Here is a 22677-nt window from a genome sequence, read left to right on the forward strand (position 1 = left end):
CCCCGTAGTAGAACTACGGGCTACCTCAATGATATAATCACGGCCTACGCTAAAAGACGAATTCAGGGAAGCGAATGTCAGCAGCAACGCCACACACTTGGTATGTGATCCAGACGAAGCCGAAGCAGGAGCTTCGCGCCCGTGCCAATCTTGAAAACCAGGCCTTTCATGTGGCCCTGCCCATGCTCACCCTCGAGCGCATCAGGCGCGGCAAGCGCACCCCCAGTACCGAACCGCTGTTTCCGGGTTATATCTTTGTAAAGATTGACGATTACACGCAGAATTTTCATAAAATCCGCAGTACCTTTGGCGTAAATAAGCTGGTAATGTTCGGCGAAACTCCCGCACGTCTTTCAGATGAGCTTGTTGCTCAAATGTTGACCATTGGCGACGATACACCAGAAGTCAAAGAGTTACAGCGACAGCTGGCGCCGCAGGTGGGTGATAAAGTTGAAATTCTCGATGGCCCCTTTAAAGGGCTGCTGGCGGAAATCGTGCAACTTGATGGTGCGTCGCGTTGTATCGTGCTGCTCGATTTCCTGCACAAGCAAATTCGTGCAGAATTTGAGCTATCGAACCTAAAGCGTTAAACAATTGTAGAGAAGCCTTGGAAAAAGTGCGATAATGCGCGCCTTCCAAAAAGGTTCAGAAACTATCTACGCAGTTGTCGATGTCACGGCTGACACTCGACAGTAACAAAAGCGCAGGGAAAAGAAGTACTTCCGCACCCGCGGAGCGCATTTAGGAGCGGCAACCCTAAGGGCGGTAGCGTGTCTTTTGATAATCGGTTGCCGAACCAGCACTCCAATGCTATAACTGTCGGTAACAGCTCAAAAATGATACAATGTTTCCAGCTTCACCCGTAGTAGAACTACGGGCTACCAAATACCAAGCAAAAAGAATCGCATAACAAGGAGTTAGATATGAAAGCAGTGACTACATTATTAGCAGCAGCGGCATTCGCATTCAGCGCATCTGCTGTAGCAAACCCAGAGCCAGCTCCAAAGCCTGAGCCAAAGCCAGCCCCACAGCCAGTGATGCAGGACGCAACTCCAGCTGACAAAATGGTAAGCGTTGGTGGCGTACAAATGACTTACGCAGCGGCCGTAGCAGCAGCTGCAGCTATCGGTGCTGTTATTGTTGTTGTCGCAAGTGACGACGACGGCTCTGCAACAACCGTAACTTTCTCAGACAACTAAGTTTTCATTAGTTGGACGTCACACGGATGCGTGGTGTCACAACAGTCGCTGTATTGCTGGGGGTAACCTCAGTAATTAGCGGCTGTTCGCTTTTGAGCTCGCAAGAAGACACGCAGACAACTGCAGCGACCGAATCGCTGCAGTTTTTGTTTGCCGACGCGCCGAGCGCGCCTGATCGCGAAACGCTCACCCAATTTCCCTATCCGGTTACCTATGTGCAGTTTGCCAAGGGGGGCTCCACGGGCCCGCGCACCATTCTGGTGCTCGCCGCGACCGGCACGCACGGTCAATACTGGTTTTCAGCGGGGAATGAAGCGCTGGTTTTATGGCAGGGAAGGGTGATCCGCAGCAGTCAGTTGCAGGTCGAGAACCGCCTGCATACCGACAATTTACATGCCGATCCGCTGGCATGCTACCTGACCTCAACCAGCGCACCGGCAACGCAAAAAGATGATCCGTGCGCCGGCAGTTGGTCACGTACCATTCAACTCAAACGACCCGTGGCGAACTTTAACCCGCACCAGCCGCAGTACGAAATTGTCTCGCTGGAACTTCAGTCGCAGCTACAACGTAACGGCCGCGATATCAGCGAAACCGGCACCGCCAGCGAAGTGATTGGCGGTGACGTGGGCGCAAGTTATGACTTTACCAACAGCTATCGTCTGAGTACCGACGGTAACTATGTGATCAGCAGCCGTCAGTGGTTAAGCCCACGGCATGGGTATGTTGAGCTTGAGATGGTGAATCTCGCCCAACCCAACGCGCCGCGCGGCGAAGTACAAACCACTGACTTTAAAGTGCCGATCAACGCCTTTAAAGGCTCCGGCGCAGAGCCGCGACTGCGCGAGTTCGTTGAAGCCATGCAGCCGGAATTTTATCCCGACAGCTACTGGCCGGGCCTGCGTATTCACAGCGACAAGCTGGATCAGCGCTTCGCCGCAAAACGCGCCGGCATGATAAAACGCCTGCGCATGCTGGTTGCAACTTACGAGCATGACAAGAACACTAAGCTGGCCCAGGCAGCAAAGCAGCTGCTGAATGATTTCCAACAGTGGCCCCTGCGCGCAAGCTATGTGCACGGAATTGATCCGGCGCAGATGCGCGTGACCTTAAAGCATAATCCGCTACTGAACAGCCATGACGCCAATGAAGCCTATGAGATTGTGCTGGCAGAAGCAGGTACGCAGCAGCTTGGCCTGCAAACCAAGGCACAAGATCTGCCAGAGTATTTAACCGAGCGCTGGCAGATTCAGCCCGATGGCAGCGTGCGGCAGTTACACGCACACGTAAAGCAAACCGCAGAGCAGCCTGGCATTGTGCTGACTAGCATTGCTGAGCGTTATCTGCCCAAAGGCTTTCGCGACATTAACGCGCAGTTGGCCATGTTCTTGCAGCATTGGAACTATGCAGCGAGCGTACAGGAAAGCGCGCAATGAGCCAGCTGATCGGATTGCGCCTGACTGCACTTTCGCTTGCAATGCTCAGCATACAGGGGCTTGCGAGCCATGCCGCGCAGGCAGAAACCCATGACGCCGACCCTTATACCACCGGCGACTTTGGTGGCGTGGGCCTAATGCAAACGCCCACCGCGCGTATGAACAGTGAAGGGCACCTGACCATAGGGTACAGCGACACCGACGACTATCGGCGCACGTCAATTACCCTGCAGTTGTTTGACTGGATGGAAACCACCGCGCGCTATACCGATTTTCGTTACTCGTACTATTCAGACGATTTGGAGTTCAGCGGCGATCAGACCTTAAAAGACAAAGGTCTGGACGTAAAATTCCGGCTGTATAAAGAGTCAAAATGGCTACCTGAAGTGGCGGTAGGCTTTCGCGACTTAGGCGGTACCGGGTTATTTGCCGGTGAGTATTTTGTCGCCAGTAAAGCGCTGGAAACCGAACAGCTAGGTACCTTTGACTTTCATTTAGGCCTGGGTTTTGGTTATTTGGGCCGGCGTGACAACTCCTATAACCCGTTTTGTGAAATTACCGATGAGTTTTGTCGCCGCCCACGCCGAGGAACGCCAGGTGGCGGTGACGTCGAATGGGACAAAATGTTCAAGGGCCCGGCGGCGACCTTTGGCGGTGTGGAGTGGCAAACTCCGTTAACTGGTTTACGCCTGAAAGCCGAGTACGACCCGAACGACTATCAGCGGGAAAGCCTGCCAAACCCGATTGACCCGGAAAACCCGCGCGAAATCATCGTCGACAGCTACTGGAACTTCGGCGCTGAGTACGAATGGAATGACCTGCTCAACTTAAAACTAGGTTATCAGCGCGGCAATACCCTGACCTTTGGCTTTAGCCTGCGCTACAACATGGCGACCGCGTATCAGGTGAAAACCGAAGCGCCACTGCGCGACGCAAAAGTCAGCACCACGCCAAGTTTTAACGAGCTGGACATTCAGCGCTTAAGCCAGGACTTACTGAACGAGACCGGCTTTAAAGTGAAACACGTCGCGCTTGCTGAGAACAGCGTAGGGCAAGAACGCGTTACCTTTTATACCGAACAAACGCGTTATCGTGACCGCGAAGAAGCAGTACAAAAAGCCGCGCGCATTTTAAGTAATGAATTGCCAGAAAGCGTCGATCGCTACGAAATAGCTGAACTGAAAGATGGTCTGGGCATTGTGCAATACAACATCAATGCGCCGTATTACAAAAGCGCCGCCCGCGCGACCCGCTTCTACCGCGAAGAAGCCGACGCCATCACCTTAAGTAACGTGCGCCCTGTTGGGGTAGCCCGTGGTTCCACCACGGGCCAAACCAGCCCCACGGGAAATATCAGCAGCGCACCCAAATTCGGCTACGCCTTCACCCCCACCCTAAGCCAGGCTTTCGGGGGCGCAGAAGACTTTTACATCTACCAGCTCGCGGTCATGGCCGACGGCTTCTATCATTTCAACCCGAACCTGCGTGCCAGCGGTACCATCGGTGTGAATATCGTCAACAACTACGACGAATTTAACTTCCTGGTAGATGACTTAGAAAACCCACTACCACGGGTGCGTACCCGCATTCGTGAATATGCCGACAACCAGTCACTCTGGCTGCAGAACCTGCAACTGGTCTATACCGACCAGGCCAGCAACAACTGGTACTATGCCCTGTACGGCGGCTATTTAGAGCGCATGTTCGGCGGGGTAGGCGGTGAAGCCTTGTACCGTCCGCTGAACAGCCGCTGGGCCTTTGGCATTGACTTAAATTATGTGAAGCAGCGCGACCCGGAGAGCAGCTTCGCGTTGGAAGACTATGACGTAGTAACCGGTCATGCGAGCCTTTACTGGCGTCCGACGTGGCTGGACAGAAGTTTGCTAAAAATCCAGGCTGGCCGGTTCCTTGCCGGCGATGAAGGCGTGCAGTTGGATTTCTCGCATCAGTTTGACTCGGGCGTGCGCGCCGGTGCTTATGCCGCGTTCACCAACGTGTCACGAGAGGAATACGGCGAAGGCGGCTTTACCAAAGGGTTTTACCTAAGCATACCCTTTGACCTGTTCTTTGTACGTAATACGCTGCAGCGCGGCACCATCGGCTGGCAGCCGATTACCCGTGACGGTGGCCAGATGCTGAATCGCAGCATTAACTTATACGAGACAACGGAAGCGCGCGGCTTTAAAGCTGGGCAGAACTAATCAGGAACGCTAATTATGAAAATTAAACTGACCGCAGTATCACTACTCGCTTTACTGCTTGGAGGTTGTGCATTAGCTCCGGGCGGCCATATTCCCGACAGCAGCAGCGGCGGCCTGTTTAGTGACGACAGCCGTAGCGCGTACGAGCAAGAGTTCAGCGAAGCCGAGCTGATGAAGCTGGTCGACGTATACCAAATCTCGCCCATGCTGCTCTCAGAGCTCGCACAAAAGCCCGCCAAGCCAGCCTTTAACAGTGCGCTTGAGCAAGCACGCGCCAACTATGACTATACCGTCGGCCGTGGTGACATTCTGAATGTGACCGTCTGGAACCACCCGGAACTGACTATTCCGGCGGGCTCAATGCGTAGCGCCGAAGAAGCCGGTAACTGGGTACACAGCGACGGTACTATTTTCTATCCGTACATTGGTAAAGTGCAGGTGGCGGGCAAGAAAGTGACTGAAATTCGGGAAGACATTACCCGTAAACTGGCCAAGTACATTGAAAGCCCGCAGGTGGACGTAACCGTGGCGGCATTTCGTAGCCAGCGCGTATTTGTGACCGGCGCGGTACAACAGCCAGGCACCGTACCTGTCACCAATGTGCCAATGACCTTAATTGAAGCGGTGAATGCCGCCGGTGGCCTCAACGAAGCCGCCAACTGGAACAAAGTCACCTTAACCCGTGGCGACATGGTGCGTGAATTTAACCTGCGCGAACTGTACCAGTCTGGCAACACCGATCAGAACATTCTGTTGCAACCCAATGACGTAGTACACGTGGCACGTAACGACGACAACAAAGTCTTTGTACTGGGCGAAGTACGTAAACCCATGTCGTACATGATTGGCCAAAGCGGCATGACCCTAGCTGAAGCGCTGTCAGAAGCAGGCGGCATGTTTGAAGCCACCGCCAACGCCTCGGGTATTTTCGTCATTCGCCAGGCCGAAGATGACAGCGGCAAAATTGCTAAAGTTTACCAGCTGAACGCTGAAAACGCCGTCGCCCTGGTTATGGCTGAGCAGTTTGAAATGCACCAGCGCGACATTGTTTATGTAACAGCCGCACCGATCAGCCGCTGGAACCGCGTGATCAACCAATTGCTGCCGTCCATCACCGGCCTGTACAGCATCGGCCGCTTCTCGGATGACATCGGCAACTAATTCTTTGTGACTAATGGGTAGCCCGTGGTTCTACCACGGGTCCAACCACCCACCATCACGGTGCATGTTATAACCTCTGTGTCCAGCCTTTCACGAACAACGAAAAGCGAAGCGCACGAATAACGAATAACGAAATCTACCCGAATCCAATAAGCTAAAACGACACGCAATGTTCAACAAAATACTCGTGGTTTGCTTAGGCAACATCTGCCGCAGCCCCACCGCCAAATTCATGCTGCAACAAGCCCTGCCCGATAAACACATCGACAGCGCCGGTATTACCGCCATGATCCGCGACGGCAAGCCGTGGAACATGGACGACAAAGCCCGTACCACCGCGAAGCAACGTGGTTACGAATTCGCTGAACATGCCGCGCAGCAACTAAGTCGTGAGCTACTTTCGAACCACGATCTGATTCTGGTTATGGACCACGAGCAACGTAACCATATTGGCAAGCGCTACCCCGAAGCATTAGCAAAAACCATGCTTTTAGGCCACTGGCTTGCGCCAGGCGGAAAGGAAATTCCCGACCCCTATCGTCGAAGCGACGACGTCTATCAACACGTTTTTGATCTCATAGAAAAGAGCTGTAACGAATGGAAAACAAGACTGTGAACACACCCGTGAACCAGCAAAACATGAAAGCCAGTGACCGTAATGAAGACGAAATCGATCTCGGACGTCTGTTTGGCCTGCTCATTGACCGCCGTTGGCTAATTATCGGCGTAACCTTCGTGTTTATGGTGTTTGGCGTGCTCTATGCCATGCTCTCAACACCTATTTATCAGGCCGATGCCTTATTACAGGTTGAAAAGAAATCAAGCGGCCTGCCCGCTTTAGGTGACGAATTCGGGGAAATGTTCACCTCTGACAGTGAAGCCGCCACTGAAATTGAGATCATGAAATCACGTATGGTGATTGGCGCGGTGGTCGATCAGTTAAAACTGACCAACAAGGTTACGCCACAGTATATGCCCATTATCGGCGACTGGCTGGCGCGCCGCACCCCAGGTCAGGACGAACTGAGCATTACCACCTTTCAGGTACCCAAAGCCTACGAAGGCAAGCCGCTAGAGCTTGAATTCGCTGACAACGGCATTAGCTATGAAGTGACTGACGAAGCCGGCGATTTGGTGATTGCCGGGCGGGTAGGGCAACTGGCGGTGCTTGATGGCTTTGAGCTAAACATTACCGATGCGGTATTAACCGACACCGACACTTTCATTTTGGTGAAAGCGAACCGCCTACGCACCATTAAAGACATTCAGCAAAGCTTATCTGTAAGTGAGCGCGGCAAACAAACCGGTATTTTAAACGCCAGCTTCCAGCACCCGGACCGTGAGTACGCGGAAACCGTATTAAACGCAGTAGCACAGGAATACATGCTGCAAAATATTCGCCGCAATGCCGCAGAAGCCGAAAACAGCCTGCAATTTATTGAGCAGCAACTGCCTGAGGTACGTCAGAATTTGACGCAGGCAGAGAATCGTTTGAACCAATACCGGTTACAAAGTCAGTCAGTTGACCTGTCTATTGAAACCGCCAGCTTACTTGAGCGGGTGGTGGAAATTGAAAAGCGCCTGAACGAATTGGAACTAAAAGAAAAAGAGCTTTCGCGTTTATACACCCGCGAGCACCCCACCTATCAGGCACTGCTTGAGCAAAAAGCACAGTTGTTACAAGAGCAAAAACAGATCAACGAGCAAATTGGCAACCTGCCGGAAACCCAGCAAGAAGTACTGCGCATGGCGCGTGACGTTGAAGTGTCGCAAGAGATTTACGTGCAGTTACTGAACCGTATGCAAGAACTGAATGTATTGAAAGCCGGTACTGTGGGTAACGTGCGTATTCTGGACGAAGCCGTCACCAGCCCGGAAGCTGTGGCACCAAAGAAAAGCCTGATTGTAGTGCTGGCGACCATGCTAGGTGGCATGGTGAGCGTTGGTTACGTGTTCTTAATGGCGGCGCTTAATCGTGGCGTGGAGTCACCGGAACAATTAGAAGAGCTGGGCATTAATGTTTACGCATCGGTACCGCTGTCGCCGGTACAAACCGATATGAACGAGCGTTTGGGCAGACTTGTCGGTAAAACTAAAGAAGTCAAAGACTTGCCGTTCCTGGCCCTGGAAGACCCGGCTGACCTTGCCATTGAAGCCTTGCGTGGTCTGCGCACCAGCTTGCACTTTGCCATGCTGGAAGCGAAGAACAAAACCATTATGCTCTCAGGCCCGGCACCTGGGGTTGGTAAGAGTTTTGTGACCTTGAATCTGGCTGCAGTGCTTGCTCAGGCCGGACAAAAAGTCTTGGTCATTGATGGTGACATCCGTCGTGGGTATTTGCACCTATCGTTAGGGATTCAAAATAACTACGGTCTTTCAGACTTCCTGGCAAGTGTCGATAAATCACAAGATGGCGGCGTGATTGATAAGAACAACCTGTCTGAAGTGATTCATAAAACCAAAGTGCCAAATATGCACTTTATCTCACGCGGTACTGCGGCTCCGAACCCTTCAGAGCTTCTTATGCACCCGCGTATGGAGAAAATGCTGGAGAAGGCAAACGAGCATTACGATTACGTGCTGATTGATACACCACCGATTCTGGCCGTAACCGACGCTGCCATTGTGGGCCGCTACGCAGGCACTTCATTGTTAGTTGCACGCTTTGGCGAAACCCCAGCGAAAGAAGTAGAAGCCACTGTAAAACGCTTCGCGCAGAATGGCACCGAAGTTCGTGGGGTTATTCTCAACGGTGTTGAGCGTCGTGCTAGTGGGTCTTATGGATATGGCTACAGCTACGGTTATAGTTACAAGACAAGTGACGCGTAAAAAATCTACAGTTCGGATTACTATATTAATTAGTCAAACTTTATATTAATTCAAAATGCAAAAAATGAAGATTTATTACAATTTTTACGTAATCACACGAACTTTATCATTATTCAAACTGCCGGGATTTCGAATTATAAGACGATGGGCCTATGAAAAAGCCTTCAGAACATCTAATTTATCGATCGGTGACAATGTTTATATTGTAACGCCTCATCTCAATCCGAAGGGTTCGAAAGTGATTTTTGAGCCATTTGTAGAATTAGGCTCTCATAGCTACCTTGATTATAGTGGATCTATTGAAATAAAAGCCAATTCAACGGTATCAGAGGGAGTAAAAATTTATACTCACAATCACTCTGTGGATGGCAAAAAAGATTGGCGAAGAAACGAAATCGTATTCTCTAAATTACTAATCGAAGAAAATTGTTGGATAGGCGCAGGTTCCATTATTACCGCTAGTGTTACAAGGATCGGAGCAGGCGCGATTATCGGAGCCGGCAGCGTTGTAACTAAGAATGTTCTGCCTAATTCTGTGGTTGCTGGTAATCCAGCAAAATTAATTCGAATGCGAAAATGCCGTTGAGGATTTCTAAAAGAAGTGAGTATAGAGGCTTAACATTAAGCTTCATTATTTATGCTCTCGCGTCGTTTTCGCTTGTGATTTTTGATTTTATCGCTATTGATAGTTTCGAAAAGTCCTCTCTGAATGAGATTATCAAACAACGATCAATTGTTCTTTTGACCTTTCCTTTATTATTGCTTGGTTCTGATTATACGATTGTAAAGTTCGGAAAAATTAGTACGTTCCAAAAACGATGGATAACTCTTTTAATTATCCTGTTTTTGATTTTCGTGGTTTTTGCGATTAGTACTAGCTACGATTTCGATAAAATAAATTACTCGCTTATTTTTCTCTCTGTAGTGGTATATGCATTCTGTGTGCTTGGCTCATCAATTTATAGACGAGAATCAAAATTTCTTAAAGCTCAGATATTATTAAACGGATGGAAAATATTATTGCTCATTCTGGGGTTAACGTTTATTATTTCTGACTCTCAAATATTATCTGCCTATATTATTCCCACTACATTTTTAGGGTTAATACTACTTTTAATATTGTCACCTAGAGTATTTCTTTTATTTTTTGAAGAAAACAAAGCTGATATTAATGAGCAAGCTATCACTAATTACGGTTTATTGATGATGCTCTCGTCATTCATTCTCGTTGCAGGGCAGTTTGGAGATCAATTTTTCTCCACCATAGCGTTAAGTGATCAGTCACTACGTAAATATCTCCTCATTATAAATACGTTTGTTTTCCCAGTTGTTTTTTTTGGAACATTTATGGGTTTTATACTCTTACCGAAATGGGTAAATATGTCGGAGTCCCAAGTCAGAAAGGACTTTAATAAAATATTGTTCCTTTTCACTTTTGTCAGCGCACTGTTTTGTTTAATATCATACTATATCGCGAATTACTTGGCGCCGCTATTTTTCGACTCGCCGATTCCGCCTATAACACCTTTTGAAACCCTTGTTATTTATATCATTGCACTGATGAGATCCTTTTATTCGGTATTCTCGACTTACTTTGGTGCGAGGTTTGGAAATAAAAGTCTCGGATATCTGGTTATAAGTAATTTAATTTTTATAATTCTGTTTTCCAGTGTTTTGCTAATTTCATTCCCCGTCCTCTTTGATGCGCAAAATGAAGATAGAAACCTACTATTGTTTTTATGTGTGATTGCCTTTTTCTGGGTTTCAAGGATTGCTTTGAGCATGTTTTTTTATAGAATGTCTGGTTTTGGAAGAGCTTGTTTCAGATGATTTGGATTCTCTGCATTTCTTACTTTCTGTTTACGGTAATTATTGCGGTATTATGCTTGCTTCTCTTGCGGAATAAATTACCGATCTCAAGAATTATCGCTCTTTCAATAGCTTTAGGCTTGGCGACCTTCTGGTTAGTTCATATTTTCATTCCGTCAATTCAATTGTTTTTTTCTAGTCTGAATAGAATAGAGTACGGTTATTCAGTGGGTGTTTATGTCACTTCACTAGTTTCTTCACTTTCCTTTATTCTTACGGCAATTATTACGTTCACAGTTTTAGTGGTTTTTAACTATCAAGGTCGTGGTAGAGAGAAACTGGCAACGAATCTCAGAGGATTTCAGATCGATTATGTTGCTAGCTTTTTGATTATCGGCGCGTGTGTCCCAATTGTTTTCTTTGTCTTTATAGAGATATTGAAAGTTGGCCTTCCTCTTTTTCTTATAAATCGAATTTCAATATTAAAAGATTTTTCTGCATTCACTGTTGTTCTTAATATGCTTATTTTTTTGGGCGCTTCTTTGTTTTTTAGGTATTTACAGATGCGGAACCTAAAGAGTATGATCTTTTTCGTGCTATTTAGTCTTAGCCTATTTATACTTTTTAGTTTGATTGGTTCCCGAAACTCGATTTTTATTTATATCGGAGTTTTGCTTTTCGCATATTTGGTTTGTTTCAGGAAAATATCAATATTTAAATTTTCTGCAGTTGGAGCCTTTTCTTTTTTGAGCTTGGCAGTTGTCGGTTCAATCCGTACTCGTTTAGAAGACCTTAACACCGGAATGCTCAAAGAGTCCATACATAAAAGTTTTGAATCGACAATATCTGTTTTTGGAAACGATGAAATATTAAGATTCCTTATCACCCGTCGAGATGACTTCTCGTTGCAGATGGGTGATACATTTATGTCTGGATTTTTAAGTATCGTTCCTCGATTTTTTTGGGAAGGTAAACCTTTAGGAGCAGGTCCATTGGTAACCAACCTAATTAATCCGAACAGCTATATTTACGGTAGCGAAGGTATATCTTCCTATACGACTGGAATCGTTGCCGAATCATATCTTAACTTTGGAATCTTTGGTGGAATCTTGTGCGGTTTTGTCTGGGCTGTACTGATGTATTTGGTTGGTAAGTACAAAACAAAGAGCTCGTTGACCTTTTATCTTCAAGTTTTCGTGATGTTCATGCTTTCTGCATCAATTTTTTATTCGGAGTTTCTTGGTTTCGCCATTCGTATTTATATTATCAGTATATTTACTTGGTCAGTTTTATTTGTTTCTAAGGCCGTGAGGCGTTTGTCCGTAAGCTTATGAAAAACATTATCATCATCACAAATGGCCCGGTCCTGGGATTCACACCTTTTATGAAAAAGGTATCCAATTATTTCAACGCTGCAAATGTTGGGGTGGAGGTTTGGACGCAGCAACGCATTGATGACTTTTCGCGCGTTGACCGTCTATCTAACGAGCATATGACTCTTGTATCGCGTTGGGGTAAACGTCGGAGTAATCGTATCGTTAAAGGGCTCGGCTTACTTTATTTTACAGCCCGTGTTTTTGTTAAGGCTATATCAAAACGATCTAGTAATACAGTCTTTGTTTGCTCACGATTTGAGAGCACTTTTCCGATTTATTTAGCGTCCTTGTTCACATCGGTTCAATATATTTATTTAGATAGAGACGCGCCGCATCTTACTTACAGATTTTCTGATTGGATCTTGAAGTGCCTTTACGGTCTAGAGAAAAAGGTATCAAAGAGGTCGCTCGTTCATGTTGTTCCTGGTGATTCACGAAACGTGTTTGGAAATAGGAATGTTCACGTCTTGCCTAATCTACCCGATCGTAAATCTTTAGAAATGTCGGTGGAGTTAGTCCACGAATTTGAATCAAAAATTAGATTAGCAGCAAAAGGGCGTTTCGTACTTTTTTGTTCGGGGTGGTTGGTGGAGTCACGGGGCCGAAAGCTTTTAATCGAATTTCTGCGTGATAAGAAAGTTTGTTCTAAAGCATTTTTCGTCTTCGCTGGTGATGCTGATGAGGAAATGAAAAACCTGATAATCAAGTCGGACTCAGCGTTGTGGCTTGGGCGAATTCCATTTGAGGAAGCTTTGGCGGTCACTAGGCTTTCAGATTTTGTTGTAGGCTTTTATGACCCGTCGTATGAAATTAATAAAAGAGCTGAGCCGAATAAGTTTTGGGATGCTTTAGTCCTTAAAAAGGCTGTCATAACTAATAATGGAATTGATACTTTGGAGTTTTTCAGAAAATTCGGTCGATTTTATATGAGTGATTATAAAAGCTTTGACATGCTATCTATTCTCCGTGATGTCAAAGATTTAAAGAAACAAGGGTCTTTGAAGAATGGAATCGAGAATTCTTGGGAAGATGCGTTTACTGAAATTTTAAAAAGAGCGAGTATTCACTGATGTTTAGCAGCAATGACGTACTAATGATAACTGGTGGAACTGGCTCATTTGGAAGTACAGTCTTGAGTAGACTGGCGTTGGAGGATCTAAAAGAAATAAGAATCTTTAGTAGAGATGAGAAAAAGCAGGACGATCTCAGAAAGAGTTTTGGAAGCGACAAAATTAAATTTTATCTGGGTGACGTTAGAGATATTAATTCGGTGTATAACGCGATGAGAGGCGTGACGCATATTTTTCACGCAGCTGCTCTGAAGCAAGTCCCATCGTGCGAATTTCATCCGATGGAAGCGGTCAAAACAAATGTTCTCGGCACTGAAAATGTACTGGAAGCCGCCATTCAGAACCGCGTCAAGCGGGTCGTCTGCTTGAGTACTGATAAAGCGGTGTATCCAATCAACGCAATGGGTATCTCAAAGGCAATGATGGAGAAGGTCATGGTCGCTAAATCGCGTAATGTTGACGACACAAAGACGGTTATTTGTGGCACTCGTTATGGCAACGTCATGGCCTCTCGTGGCTCTGTAATCCCACTGTTTGTCGACCAGCTTCGTGCCGGTAAACCTCTTACGATTACCGACCCAAATATGACGCGCTTCATGATGACACTAGATGATGCCGTTGATTTGGTTCTCTACGCATTTGAGCATGGCAGCAACGGCGATATTTTCGTACAGAAAGCGCCTGCCGCGACAATTGAGACACTCGCCAAGGCTGTTTTATCGGTTGCCGGCAAAGATGAGCACGCAATTGAGGTTCTTGGCACCCGCCATGGTGAAAAATTGTTTGAAGCGCTACTTTCACGTGAAGAAATGGTCTGTGCTGAAGACATGGGCGAATATTATCGTGTACCGCCAGATTTGCGTGACCTCAACTACTCAAAATATGTCGAACAGGGCGATACGCGCATCGACCACATTGAAGACTACAACTCTCATAATACTGAGAGGCTTGATGTTGAAGGTATGAAAAAGTTGTTGATGAAACTTGATTTCATGCGCGCTTTTGCAAAAGGCGAGTATGTAAACCCAGAAGGTTAACGCGTTACCATGCTTAAATTATTGATCACCGGTGCAAACGGTTTTGTGGGACAGAACTTACGAGCTCACATCGATGAAGTGAAAGAAGTGGAGTACAAAACCTACACACGAGAAAATACCATCGAGGATTTACCTAAATTATTGGATGGTGTCCATTGCGTTGTGCATCTTGCTGGTGTGAACCGACCTGATACAGAAGCAGAGTTTGCCGAGGGCAATGTAAACTTTACCAAAGCTCTGCTAAACGGAATTGAATCATCAGGTATGGCTTTACCGGTTATCTATGCATCGTCAATTCAGGCTGAACGACTAAGCCCTTACGGTGTCTCGAAGCGTCAAACCGAACAAGCTGTAACTGAATACGGTAAACGCAATAGCGTTTCGGTTCGCAATTATCGTTTAGCTAACGTGTTTGGTAAGTGGTGCAAGCCGAATTATAATTCGATGGTTGCGACGTTTTGTCACAACATCGCGCGCGATATACCGATTCAAATCAATGATGAAAATGCCGAGGTACGGCTGGTTTATATCGATGATGTTTGTGCTGAGTTTATCAAGATGGCGTCGGATCTCGCCGTATATCGCGCGAACACTAATACATCGATTGCTCAGGTGAAACCAGAATATACAAGTACAGTTGGCGAAGTCGCTGAAGCGCTGAAAACCTTTAAAGAAAGTCGAACCACTCTGGTGACAGAGCGCGTTGGTGACGGTTTTATGCGCAAACTGTATGCGACCTACGTTAGCTACTTACCCACCGAGCGCTTCTCTTACAAAGTACCGAAGTACGGAGACGAGCGTGGCGTATTCGTAGAAATGCTGAAAACCAAAGACTCTGGACAGTTTTCGTTTTTCACAGCACATCCTGGCATCACGCGCGGCGGTCATTATCACCATACCAAGAATGAAAAATTCCTAGTGATAAAAGGTAAGGCACGCTTCTGTTTTCGCCACATGGTCACAGATGAGTTTTATGAACTGTTCACTGATGGCGAAACACCAGAAATCGTCGAGACTGCGCCAGGCTGGAGCCATGACATCACCAACGTGGGTGACGATGAAATGGTCGTAATGCTCTGGGCCAATGAAATATTTGATCGTGAAACCCCTGATACGTACGCCGCACCTGTGCAGCCTCCAGCACTTAAACAATAAGAATTTAATTAAGAGTTATTAGGCATGAAAAAGCTAAAGGTAATGACGATTTTGGGGACGCGCCCTGAAATTATTCGTTTATCGCGCGTAATGGCCGCGTTAGACCAAGTTGTAGACCATAAAATTGTTCACACGGGCCAAAATTATGACTACGAACTAAACGATGTGTTTTTTGAAGAGCTTGGCGTACGCCAGCCTGATCACTTTTTGAATGTTGATACTTCAAGCTTAGGTAAGAGTCTTGGTGAAATCTTAATTAAGACAGAACAGGTGATCTTGGAAGAAAAACCTGATGCAGTGCTGGTATTAGGCGATACCAATAGCGCAGTGGCCACAATGATGGCCAAGCGTATGAAGGTGCCTACCTATCATATGGAAGCCGGTAACCGTAGCTTCGACGCGAATGTACCAGAAGAGATCAACCGCAAATTAGTTGACCACCTTGCCGACTTTAATTTGGTTTACACCGAGCATGCGCGTCGTCATTTGCTGAGTGAAGGTTTGTCGCATCGATTTATCTATTTAACTGGCTCGCCAATGCGTGAAGTCTTAGAGCATGTACTACCTTCAATTGAAGCCTCGAACGTGCTTGAACAGTTAAAACTAGAAGCTAAAAAGTTTTTCATTGTCAGTGTGCATCGTGAAGAAAACGTCGATAGCAAAGAGAATTTATACAAAGTCGTGGAAGCCCTAAAGGCGTTGCACAAAGAATACGGTTACCCAGTGGTTGTATCAACGCATCCGCGCACGCGCAACCGACTTGAGAAACTTGGACTTGCAGAGTCTAGTGAAGGCATTCAATTTTTAAAACCCTTCGGCTTTTTTGATTACAACAAGCTGCAAATGGAGGCGTTTTGTGCCATTTCTGACAGCGGAACTATTAGCGAAGAGTCATCAATTCTTAACTTCCCTGCAGTAACCTTGCGTCGTTCGATTGAACGCCCAGAAGCTTTGGATACCGGTGCGATTGCACTCACCGGACTTGATGTTGACACCCTTATTGAAGGTGTGCGAATTGCAGTAGCGCAACGTGATGTATTCTCTGGTATGGAACGTGAAATTCCTGAAGAGTACAAGATCCGAAATACCTCTGAGCGTGTGGTTCGGTTAATCACCGGCACAGCTAAATTAACGCCGCATTGGAGGAATATGGATAGTTTTTCTAGATACGATTGGTCTTAAGAGCATCAGATGAAACGTATTTTCGATGTTGTTAGTGCCGCAATTGGTATTCTACTGCTGTCTCCTGTGTTTCTTGCTATCGCCGTTTGGATAAAACTTGATAGTCCGGGTCCGGTTTTCTTTCGGCAAGTTAGAGTTGGAAAAGACGGTGAGATATTTAGAATTCACAAATTTCGCTCTATGAGAGTCGACGCTGAATCAAAAGGGAAACTAACAGTCGGTAAGCGAGATAAAAGAGTCACACATTCAGGTAACTTTATCCGAAAATTTAAGATTGATGAGTTGCCACAGCTTTTTGACGTGTTCTTCGGGGACATGAGTTTAGTGGGGCCAAGACCAGAGGTGCCTGAGTATATTGCTTGTTATGAGCCAAACATTCGCGAAAAAGTTCTCTCCGTTCGTCCAGGCATTACCGATAACGCTTCTATTTTGATGGTTGACGAAAATGAAATTCTTGAAAAATACGATGACCCTCATGCTGCTTACATCGAGCATATTTTACCAATAAAGCAGAAGCTGTATGTTGATTATGTTGATAATCAAAGCTTCGTAGGCGACCTTGTAATTATATTTAAAACCGTGATTAAAGTGATAACACGATGAAAAAGCGAATCATTTTTCTATCTCAACTTTTTGATCCGGAGTATTCGATTAAGGGGTTGGCGCTTTGTAAGCACCTAAATAATCTAGGCTACGAAGTAGAGGTTGTGACAACCTTTCCGAGTTATCCCAAAGGTAAAGTATTCGATGGCTATCGGAGTCGACTGAAAAATACAGATTGTGAGGGCGCTATTAAAGTTACAAGGCTTTGGAGTTATATCACTGGAAGCAAGGGTAAACTGTCCCGCGCATTAAACTATTTCAGCTTCTTCATAACGTCTTTAAGTTACCTTTTGTTCTGCAAAAAGGCTGATGTGATATATGCCTATCATCCTCAGATCACTACTGGGGTAAGTGCAAGTTTTATTAAGCGCATTCGTCGCACGCCATTCATATCTGATATCCAAGATCTCTGGCCAGAATCGCTTATCGCCGAAGGTGCATCCGCTGGCTCTAAAGCTTCGAGAGTCATCAGGCGGATGGTTAATTTCTCGCTTAAAAATGCGTCAAAAGTGGTGGTGCTATCTAATGGGTTTAAGACTTACCTGGTCGAGCAGGGAACACCAGAAGACAAAATAAGTGTTATTTATAACTGGTGTCCAGAGGAGAGACGATATCTCGAAATGACACTAAAGAGCTCTAGTCAGCATGACGGAGAGCCAAAGGTTTTCTTATATACAGGTAATCACGGCCCGTTGCAGTCGTTAGAGTCCGTAATTAAAGCATTCGCATCGGTACCGAAAGAGCTCGCTAAATTTGTATTAGTAGGTCAAGGAGCAGAGAAATCTCAATTAAAAGCTCTAGCCGCAGAATTGAACATTGAAAATGTCATCTTTAAGGATTTCGTTGCTCCGGATATGCTCGTTGGGTTGGTGCGAGATGCCGATGTGATGGTTTGCCATCTCAAAAATGACCCACTGTTTGATATTACAATCCCCTCAAAAGTTCAAGCTTACCTGTGTTCAGGCAAGCCGATACTGATTGCGACTGGTAGAGAAGCGAATGAGCTTGTGAGACGAGCAAAAGCAGGCCTTTCAGCCGAACCGGAAAATGCCGAGAGTATTGCAAGCGCAATAAGGAGATTTGCTGAAATGTCTGACAATGAACTGTATCAGATGGGACGCTCAGGTCAGGAGTTTTATCAAAGTGAGCTTCGACAGAGTAGTGGCTTCAAAAGTGTTACAAGAGTGATCGAAGAATGCCTCTAGTACGTCATGCACAACAGAAAGACATTAAAGGTATTGTATCTGTTCACACGAATGCCTTCGAAGGATTCTTTTTAACCTTACTTGGACAGCGCTTTCTAAGTAAGTTTTATAGTGTGTTTCTTGAGCATCCTTCCGCTTCATTAATTGTATGTGAAGATGACCAAAGGATTGTAGGTTTTGCTGCCTACACAAGTTCCCCTGATGTGTTTTTCAAATTCATGAAAAAAAGGCATGGTGTCGCTCTCGGTTTTATGATGCTCCCAGCAATCCTGATGCATCCTCTGCAGACGTCTAGAAAAGTAATTCGAGCAGTGAGGTACCGCGGTGACCAAACAGGATCGATGTCTGGCTTTGCGCTGTTGAGCAGCATAGGAGTTCATCCGTGCGTCAAGGGCAATGGGATTGGTTCACAATTAATTGACTTTATGAATACCGACCTCAGTGCACGTAAGCTTAATGCGGTCTATTTGACGACTGATGTCCACGATAATACCGCAACTCTGGCATTCTATAAAAAGCTTGGTTTTTCTGAACATTCAAAGTTTCTTCAAAGTGGTGAGCGAGAAATGTATAGACTAACAAAGACGTTGGATAGCTAAATGAGCACAACTAATTTTTTACCCTTTGCTTTACCCGAAATTGGGGAGGAAGAGATAGCCGAAGTTGTAGATTCTCTTCGTAGTGGTTGGGTTACTACCGGTCCCAAAGCCAAGAAATTCGAAGAGTCATTTTCAGAGTTTCTAGGGGGCGAGGTGCATTCCCTCGCAGTAAACTCAGCTACGTCTGGCCTGCATTTAGCTTTAGAAGCATTGGGCGTCGGTAAGGGTGACGAGGTCATTATTCCTTCGTATACCTTTACTGCGACTGCTGAAGTAATACGCTATCTTGGCGGAGTCCCCGTTTTTGTTGATGTTAACGAGCACGACTTTAATATATCTGTCGATGCCATTAGAAAGGCGATAACTTCGCAGACCAAAGTAATTATGCCAGTTCACTTCGCAGGCCAGGCTTGTGATATGGACGAGATCATTCAGTTGGCTCGTGAGCATGAATTAAAAGTCGTCGAGGACGCAGCACACGCTCTTCCAACGACCTACAAGGGGCGTCTAATAGGGCAACTTGACACTGATGTCAGTGTTTTTAGCTTTTATGCGAATAAGACAATGACTACTGGTGAAGGTGGAATGCTGGTCACAAAGAATGAAGAGATCCTCGCACGTTGTAAAATAATGCGATTACACGGTATTAGTAGGGATGCATTCGATCGGTACACTTCAAGCAAGCCTGCTTGGTTTTATGAGATTGTAGCACCTGGCTTTAAATATAATATGCCGGATATTAGTGCCGCAATCGGTATTCACCAATTGGCGAGGTTACCTCGTTTTCTGGAGCGACGAGTAGAAATTGCCGAAAAGTATGCACAGAGTTTGTCTGATCTTCCGTTGACTTTACCCAAGCAATATCGAAGCGATGACCAACACGCATGGCACCTTTATCCAGTTCTGTTAGAGCCTGAAGCAAACATTACTCGTGACGACTTCATTATTAAAATGGCTGAATACGGCGTTGGATGTTCAGTGCACTTCATACCGTTGCATTTACAACCATATTGGCGTGATCAGTACTCACTGAAACGTCAGGACTTTAAAGTATCACAATCTCTTTTCGAACGAGAAGTAAGTCTGCCTTTGTATACAAAAATGACAGACTCAGATGTAGAAAAAGTCATTAATGCCGTGAAATCAATTTTAACAATCTGAAGACACATAAATTTCAAGTTTTTTATGGAGATGTAATGACAAAGGATATCTGTATCGTAGGCCTAGGCTACATCGGCCTACCCACAGCCGCACTTCTCGCAAATCAAGGTTTTCAAGTTCTCGGCATCGATATTTCGGAAGAAGTAGTAGATACCGTGAATAAAGGTGATATTCATATCGTCGAGCCTGAGCTTGATGCCTATGTTGCCAAAGCAGTCAAAGACAAAACGCTGACTGCCTCGCTTAAGCCTGCCCCTGCGGATGTATTTGTATTAGCTGTACCGACGCCGTTTCACGATGGCCATGTACCGAATATTGACTATGTTGAGGCTGCAACGCGCTCAATAGCTCCAGTTGTGAAAGCTGGCAACATGGTTATTTTAGAATCTACCTCACCAGTCGGCACAACTGAACGAGTTGAGGAAGTTTTGCGTGAAGAGGGCGTCGACACCTCAGAAATTCATATTGCGCATTGTCCAGAGCGTGTTCTACCGGGCCACATTATGCGTGAATTGGTAGAAAACGATCGTATTGTCGGTGGTATCACACCAAAAGCCACAGAAGTAGTTGCAGATTTTTATCGCTCATTTGTTTCTGGCGAAGTGTTAATGACCGATGCACGCACTGCTGAGATGGCAAAGCTAACCGAAAATAGTTTCCGCGACGTAAACATCGCTTTTGCCAATGAGCTTTCCATTTTATGCGACAAGTTTGGTATTGATGTCTGGGAGCTTATCCGCTTAGCTAATCATCATCCACGCGTTAATATTCTGCAGCCAGGTACCGGCGTAGGCGGTCACTGTATCGCCGTTGATCCCTGGTTTATTGTGCATGCCGGAGGTAAAGACGCTCGCTTGATTCGCGCTGCGCGTGAAATTAACGACTATAAAACAGGCTGGGTCGTTGAGCGAACGTTAGAGACTGTGCGTGAGTTTCGTATCGAGCATGGCCGCGAGCCAACGGTCGCATGTATGGGGCTAGCTTTTAAACCTAACATTGATGACCTGCGTGAGTCGCCAGCACTGTCGGTTTTCCAGTCCCTCGTGATGGAAGAGGTTGAGGCGTTGGCTGTTGAGCCAAACCTTAAGTCTCATAAAAGCATTAAGTTAACGGATTATCATGAAGCAGCTGAAAGTGCGGATATCGTCGTTTATTTAGTTGCTCATAACGAGTTTAAAAATCTGAAAGTGCGTGGCGAAGTTTTGGACTTCTGCGGCGTAACTGTTGCTGCAACAAAATAGGCCGAAGCAAATGAAAGTTTTATTAGCCTTTGGCACGCGCCCGGAAGCCATCAAAATGGCCCCTTTGGTCAAAGCCTTTGAGGCCGATCCACGTTTTGAGGTTGTCGTTGCCGTTACCGCACAGCATCGGGAAATGCTCGATCAGGTGTTGGCGCTGTTTGAGATCACGCCAGACTACGACCTGAATATTATGAAAGCAGGGCAAGACTTGTACGATGTGACTTCATCGGTATTGCTCGGTATGCGCTCAGTGCTTGCCGAAGCTCAGCCAGATTTGGTTCTTGTTCACGGTGATACGGCGACTACCTTTGCAGCTTCATTGGCGGCATTTTATGCACGCATACCAGTGGGACACGTTGAAGCTGGCCTGCGTACGCATGACTTATACTCGCCATGGCCCGAAGAGGCGAATCGTCAACTGACCGGTCGCTTGGCTCTCTGGCATTTCGCGCCCACCGAGCGCAATCGCCGTGACTTATTAGCCGAGCAAGTAAATGACGCATCGATTCTGGTTACTGGTAACACCGTAATTGATGCACTGCAATGGGTGACCTCGAAGATTGAATCCTCGACTGAGCTTCGGGAGGCGATCCTTGCGAAGTTGGCGAGCGCTGGCTTATCGGTCGATTTAAGTGATAAACGCTATGTGCTCATTACAGGCCATCGCCGCGAAAATTTCGGTCAGGGCTTTGAGAATATCTGCTCTGCACTTCGTTCTCTTGCCGAGGCACATCCTGACGTTCATTTTGTCTACCCGGTTCATTTGAACCCAAATGTGCAAAAGCCAGTGAAAAGCTTATTGGGTGGTGTAGATAATGTACATCTTATTGAGCCGCTTGGTTATGAGCCGTTTGTCTGGCTCATGCAAAAATGCTATCTGGTTCTTACCGATAGCGGTGGCGTACAAGAAGAAGCTCCGGGACTCGGTAAACCTGTGCTGGTGATGCGTGATACCACTGAGCGCCCAGAAGCTGTTGATGCTGGAACGGTTCGTTTGGTTGGTACATCTGAATCAGCCATCGTTTCGTCAGTATCGTCATTACTTACGGACAACGATGCCTATGCTGTGATGTCTCGCGCGCACAACCCTTATGGCGATGGGAAGGCTTGCGAGCGTATTTGTGAGTTTTTGGCAGCTAAGCCTTAGTTGTTGAAGCCGTTAAATGAACTTAGTTTTATGCGTTATCAGCCGGGTAGGTAAACAATTATTTCAATCACACTCTCAGCTCAAAAAAATGTAGTTGCCCCCGCTAAAACGGACAGTTTAACTTGCCACTTTGAGAGCGCGATACTCTCGCGGTGACATCATTTTCAATCCGCTGTGCGGATGGTAATTGTTGTAATCTTCGAACCATTCAGCGAGCTTGGTTAATACCGTAGCTGCATCAGGGCGGTCATTCAGATATACATAAT

Annotated in this window: 20 protein-coding genes and 1 pseudogene; 20 read left to right on the forward strand and 1 reads right to left on the reverse strand. The window is 46.3% G+C overall.

Annotation, left to right across the window (positions count from 1 at the left end; translation table 11 throughout):
• Positions 1–74 precede the first annotated feature (74 nt).
• The 20 genes and pseudogenes from rfaH (at position 75) to wecB (CWI71_RS04250) (ending at position 22411) form a co-directional block, all read left to right on the forward strand.
• On the forward strand, positions 75–590 hold the full coding sequence (gene rfaH / locus CWI71_RS04155) for a transcription/translation regulatory transformer protein RfaH (protein ID WP_126753997.1): 516 nt from the start codon (positions 75–77) through the stop codon (positions 588–590).
• Positions 591–923: 333 nt separating this feature from the next.
• Positions 924–1199, forward strand: coding sequence for a hypothetical protein (locus CWI71_RS04160; RefSeq protein ID WP_126753998.1), 276 nt, complete (start codon positions 924–926; stop codon positions 1197–1199).
• Positions 1200–1225: 26 nt separating this feature from the next.
• Positions 1226–2635, forward strand: coding sequence for a YjbF family lipoprotein (locus tag CWI71_RS04165; protein ID WP_126753999.1), 1410 nt, complete (start codon positions 1226–1228; stop codon positions 2633–2635).
• Positions 2632–4836 carry a YjbH domain-containing protein gene (locus CWI71_RS04170; RefSeq protein ID WP_241967617.1) on the forward strand — a complete coding sequence of 735 codons (2205 nt, stop codon included), beginning with the start codon at positions 2632–2634 and terminating at the stop codon, positions 4834–4836. Before CWI71_RS04165 ends, CWI71_RS04170 begins: the two co-directional genes overlap by 4 nt.
• A 15-nt stretch (positions 4837–4851) precedes the next feature.
• The gene (locus CWI71_RS04175) at positions 4852–5997 is read left to right on the forward strand and encodes a polysaccharide export protein (RefSeq protein ID WP_126754000.1); all 1146 of its coding nucleotides are present in this window, start codon (positions 4852–4854) and stop codon (positions 5995–5997) included.
• Between the two features lie 169 nt (positions 5998–6166).
• A complete protein-coding gene (locus CWI71_RS04180) occupies positions 6167–6613 on the forward strand; it encodes a low molecular weight protein-tyrosine-phosphatase (RefSeq protein WP_126754001.1) in 447 nt (148 codons plus the stop codon).
• Positions 6595–8826: a polysaccharide biosynthesis tyrosine autokinase gene (locus CWI71_RS04185; protein ID WP_126754002.1), complete on the forward strand. Its 2232-nt coding sequence runs from the start codon at positions 6595–6597 to the stop codon at positions 8824–8826. Before CWI71_RS04180 ends, CWI71_RS04185 begins: the two co-directional genes overlap by 19 nt.
• Before the next feature lie 421 nt (positions 8827–9247).
• Positions 9248–9412 (forward strand): annotated as a pseudogene (locus CWI71_RS12165) (DapH/DapD/GlmU-related protein); the annotation flags it as partial.
• Positions 9403–10656, forward strand: a complete 1254-nt coding sequence (locus tag CWI71_RS04195; RefSeq protein WP_126754004.1) for a hypothetical protein — start codon at positions 9403–9405, stop codon at positions 10654–10656. The pseudogene CWI71_RS12165 and the gene CWI71_RS04195, both read left to right, overlap by 10 nt.
• Positions 10653–11969 carry an O-antigen polymerase gene (locus tag CWI71_RS04200; RefSeq protein WP_126754005.1) on the forward strand — a complete coding sequence of 439 codons (1317 nt, stop codon included), beginning with the start codon at positions 10653–10655 and terminating at the stop codon, positions 11967–11969. Before CWI71_RS04195 ends, CWI71_RS04200 begins: the two co-directional genes overlap by 4 nt.
• Positions 11966–13081 (forward strand): hypothetical protein, encoded by a 1116-nt coding sequence (locus CWI71_RS04205; RefSeq protein WP_126754006.1) that lies wholly within the window; start codon positions 11966–11968, stop codon positions 13079–13081. Before CWI71_RS04200 ends, CWI71_RS04205 begins: the two co-directional genes overlap by 4 nt.
• Before the next feature lie 23 nt (positions 13082–13104).
• Positions 13105–14118 (forward strand): polysaccharide biosynthesis protein, encoded by a 1014-nt coding sequence (locus CWI71_RS04210; protein ID WP_275069746.1) that lies wholly within the window; start codon positions 13105–13107, stop codon positions 14116–14118.
• Between the two features lie 9 nt (positions 14119–14127).
• A complete protein-coding gene (wbjC, locus tag CWI71_RS04215; RefSeq protein WP_126754008.1) occupies positions 14128–15273 on the forward strand; it encodes a UDP-2-acetamido-2,6-beta-L-arabino-hexul-4-ose reductase in 1146 nt (381 codons plus the stop codon).
• 24 nt (positions 15274–15297) lie between these two features.
• Positions 15298–16455, forward strand: a complete 1158-nt coding sequence (gene wecB / locus CWI71_RS04220) for a non-hydrolyzing UDP-N-acetylglucosamine 2-epimerase (protein WP_126754009.1) — start codon at positions 15298–15300, stop codon at positions 16453–16455.
• Between the two features lie 9 nt (positions 16456–16464).
• Positions 16465–17058 carry a sugar transferase gene (locus tag CWI71_RS04225; RefSeq protein WP_126754010.1) on the forward strand — a complete coding sequence of 198 codons (594 nt, stop codon included), beginning with the start codon at positions 16465–16467 and terminating at the stop codon, positions 17056–17058.
• Positions 17055–18263: a glycosyltransferase family 4 protein gene (locus tag CWI71_RS04230; protein ID WP_126754011.1), complete on the forward strand. Its 1209-nt coding sequence runs from the start codon at positions 17055–17057 to the stop codon at positions 18261–18263. The genes CWI71_RS04225 and CWI71_RS04230 overlap by 4 nt, the downstream gene beginning before the upstream one ends.
• A complete protein-coding gene (locus tag CWI71_RS04235; protein WP_126754012.1) occupies positions 18254–18862 on the forward strand; it encodes a GNAT family N-acetyltransferase in 609 nt (202 codons plus the stop codon). The genes CWI71_RS04230 and CWI71_RS04235 overlap by 10 nt, the downstream gene beginning before the upstream one ends.
• On the forward strand, positions 18863–20023 hold the full coding sequence (locus CWI71_RS04240) for a DegT/DnrJ/EryC1/StrS family aminotransferase (RefSeq protein ID WP_126754013.1): 1161 nt from the start codon (positions 18863–18865) through the stop codon (positions 20021–20023).
• 35 nt (positions 20024–20058) lie between these two features.
• Complete coding sequence (wecC, locus tag CWI71_RS04245) at positions 20059–21264, forward strand: UDP-N-acetyl-D-mannosamine dehydrogenase (RefSeq protein ID WP_126754014.1); 1206 nt, start codon at positions 20059–20061, stop codon at positions 21262–21264.
• Between the two features lie 10 nt (positions 21265–21274).
• The gene (gene wecB, locus CWI71_RS04250) at positions 21275–22411 is read left to right on the forward strand and encodes a non-hydrolyzing UDP-N-acetylglucosamine 2-epimerase (RefSeq protein ID WP_126754015.1); all 1137 of its coding nucleotides are present in this window, start codon (positions 21275–21277) and stop codon (positions 22409–22411) included.
• 117 nt (positions 22412–22528) lie between these two features.
• On the opposite strand, the gene CWI71_RS04255 is transcribed toward wecB (CWI71_RS04250), so the two are convergent.
• A partial coding sequence (locus CWI71_RS04255; RefSeq protein WP_157981051.1) for an integrase core domain-containing protein occupies positions 22529–22677 on the reverse strand: 149 nt, incomplete at its 5' end.

Source organism: Pseudidiomarina insulisalsae (assembly GCF_003987065.1).
GTDB lineage: Bacteria > Pseudomonadota > Gammaproteobacteria > Enterobacterales > Alteromonadaceae > Pseudidiomarina > Pseudidiomarina insulisalsae.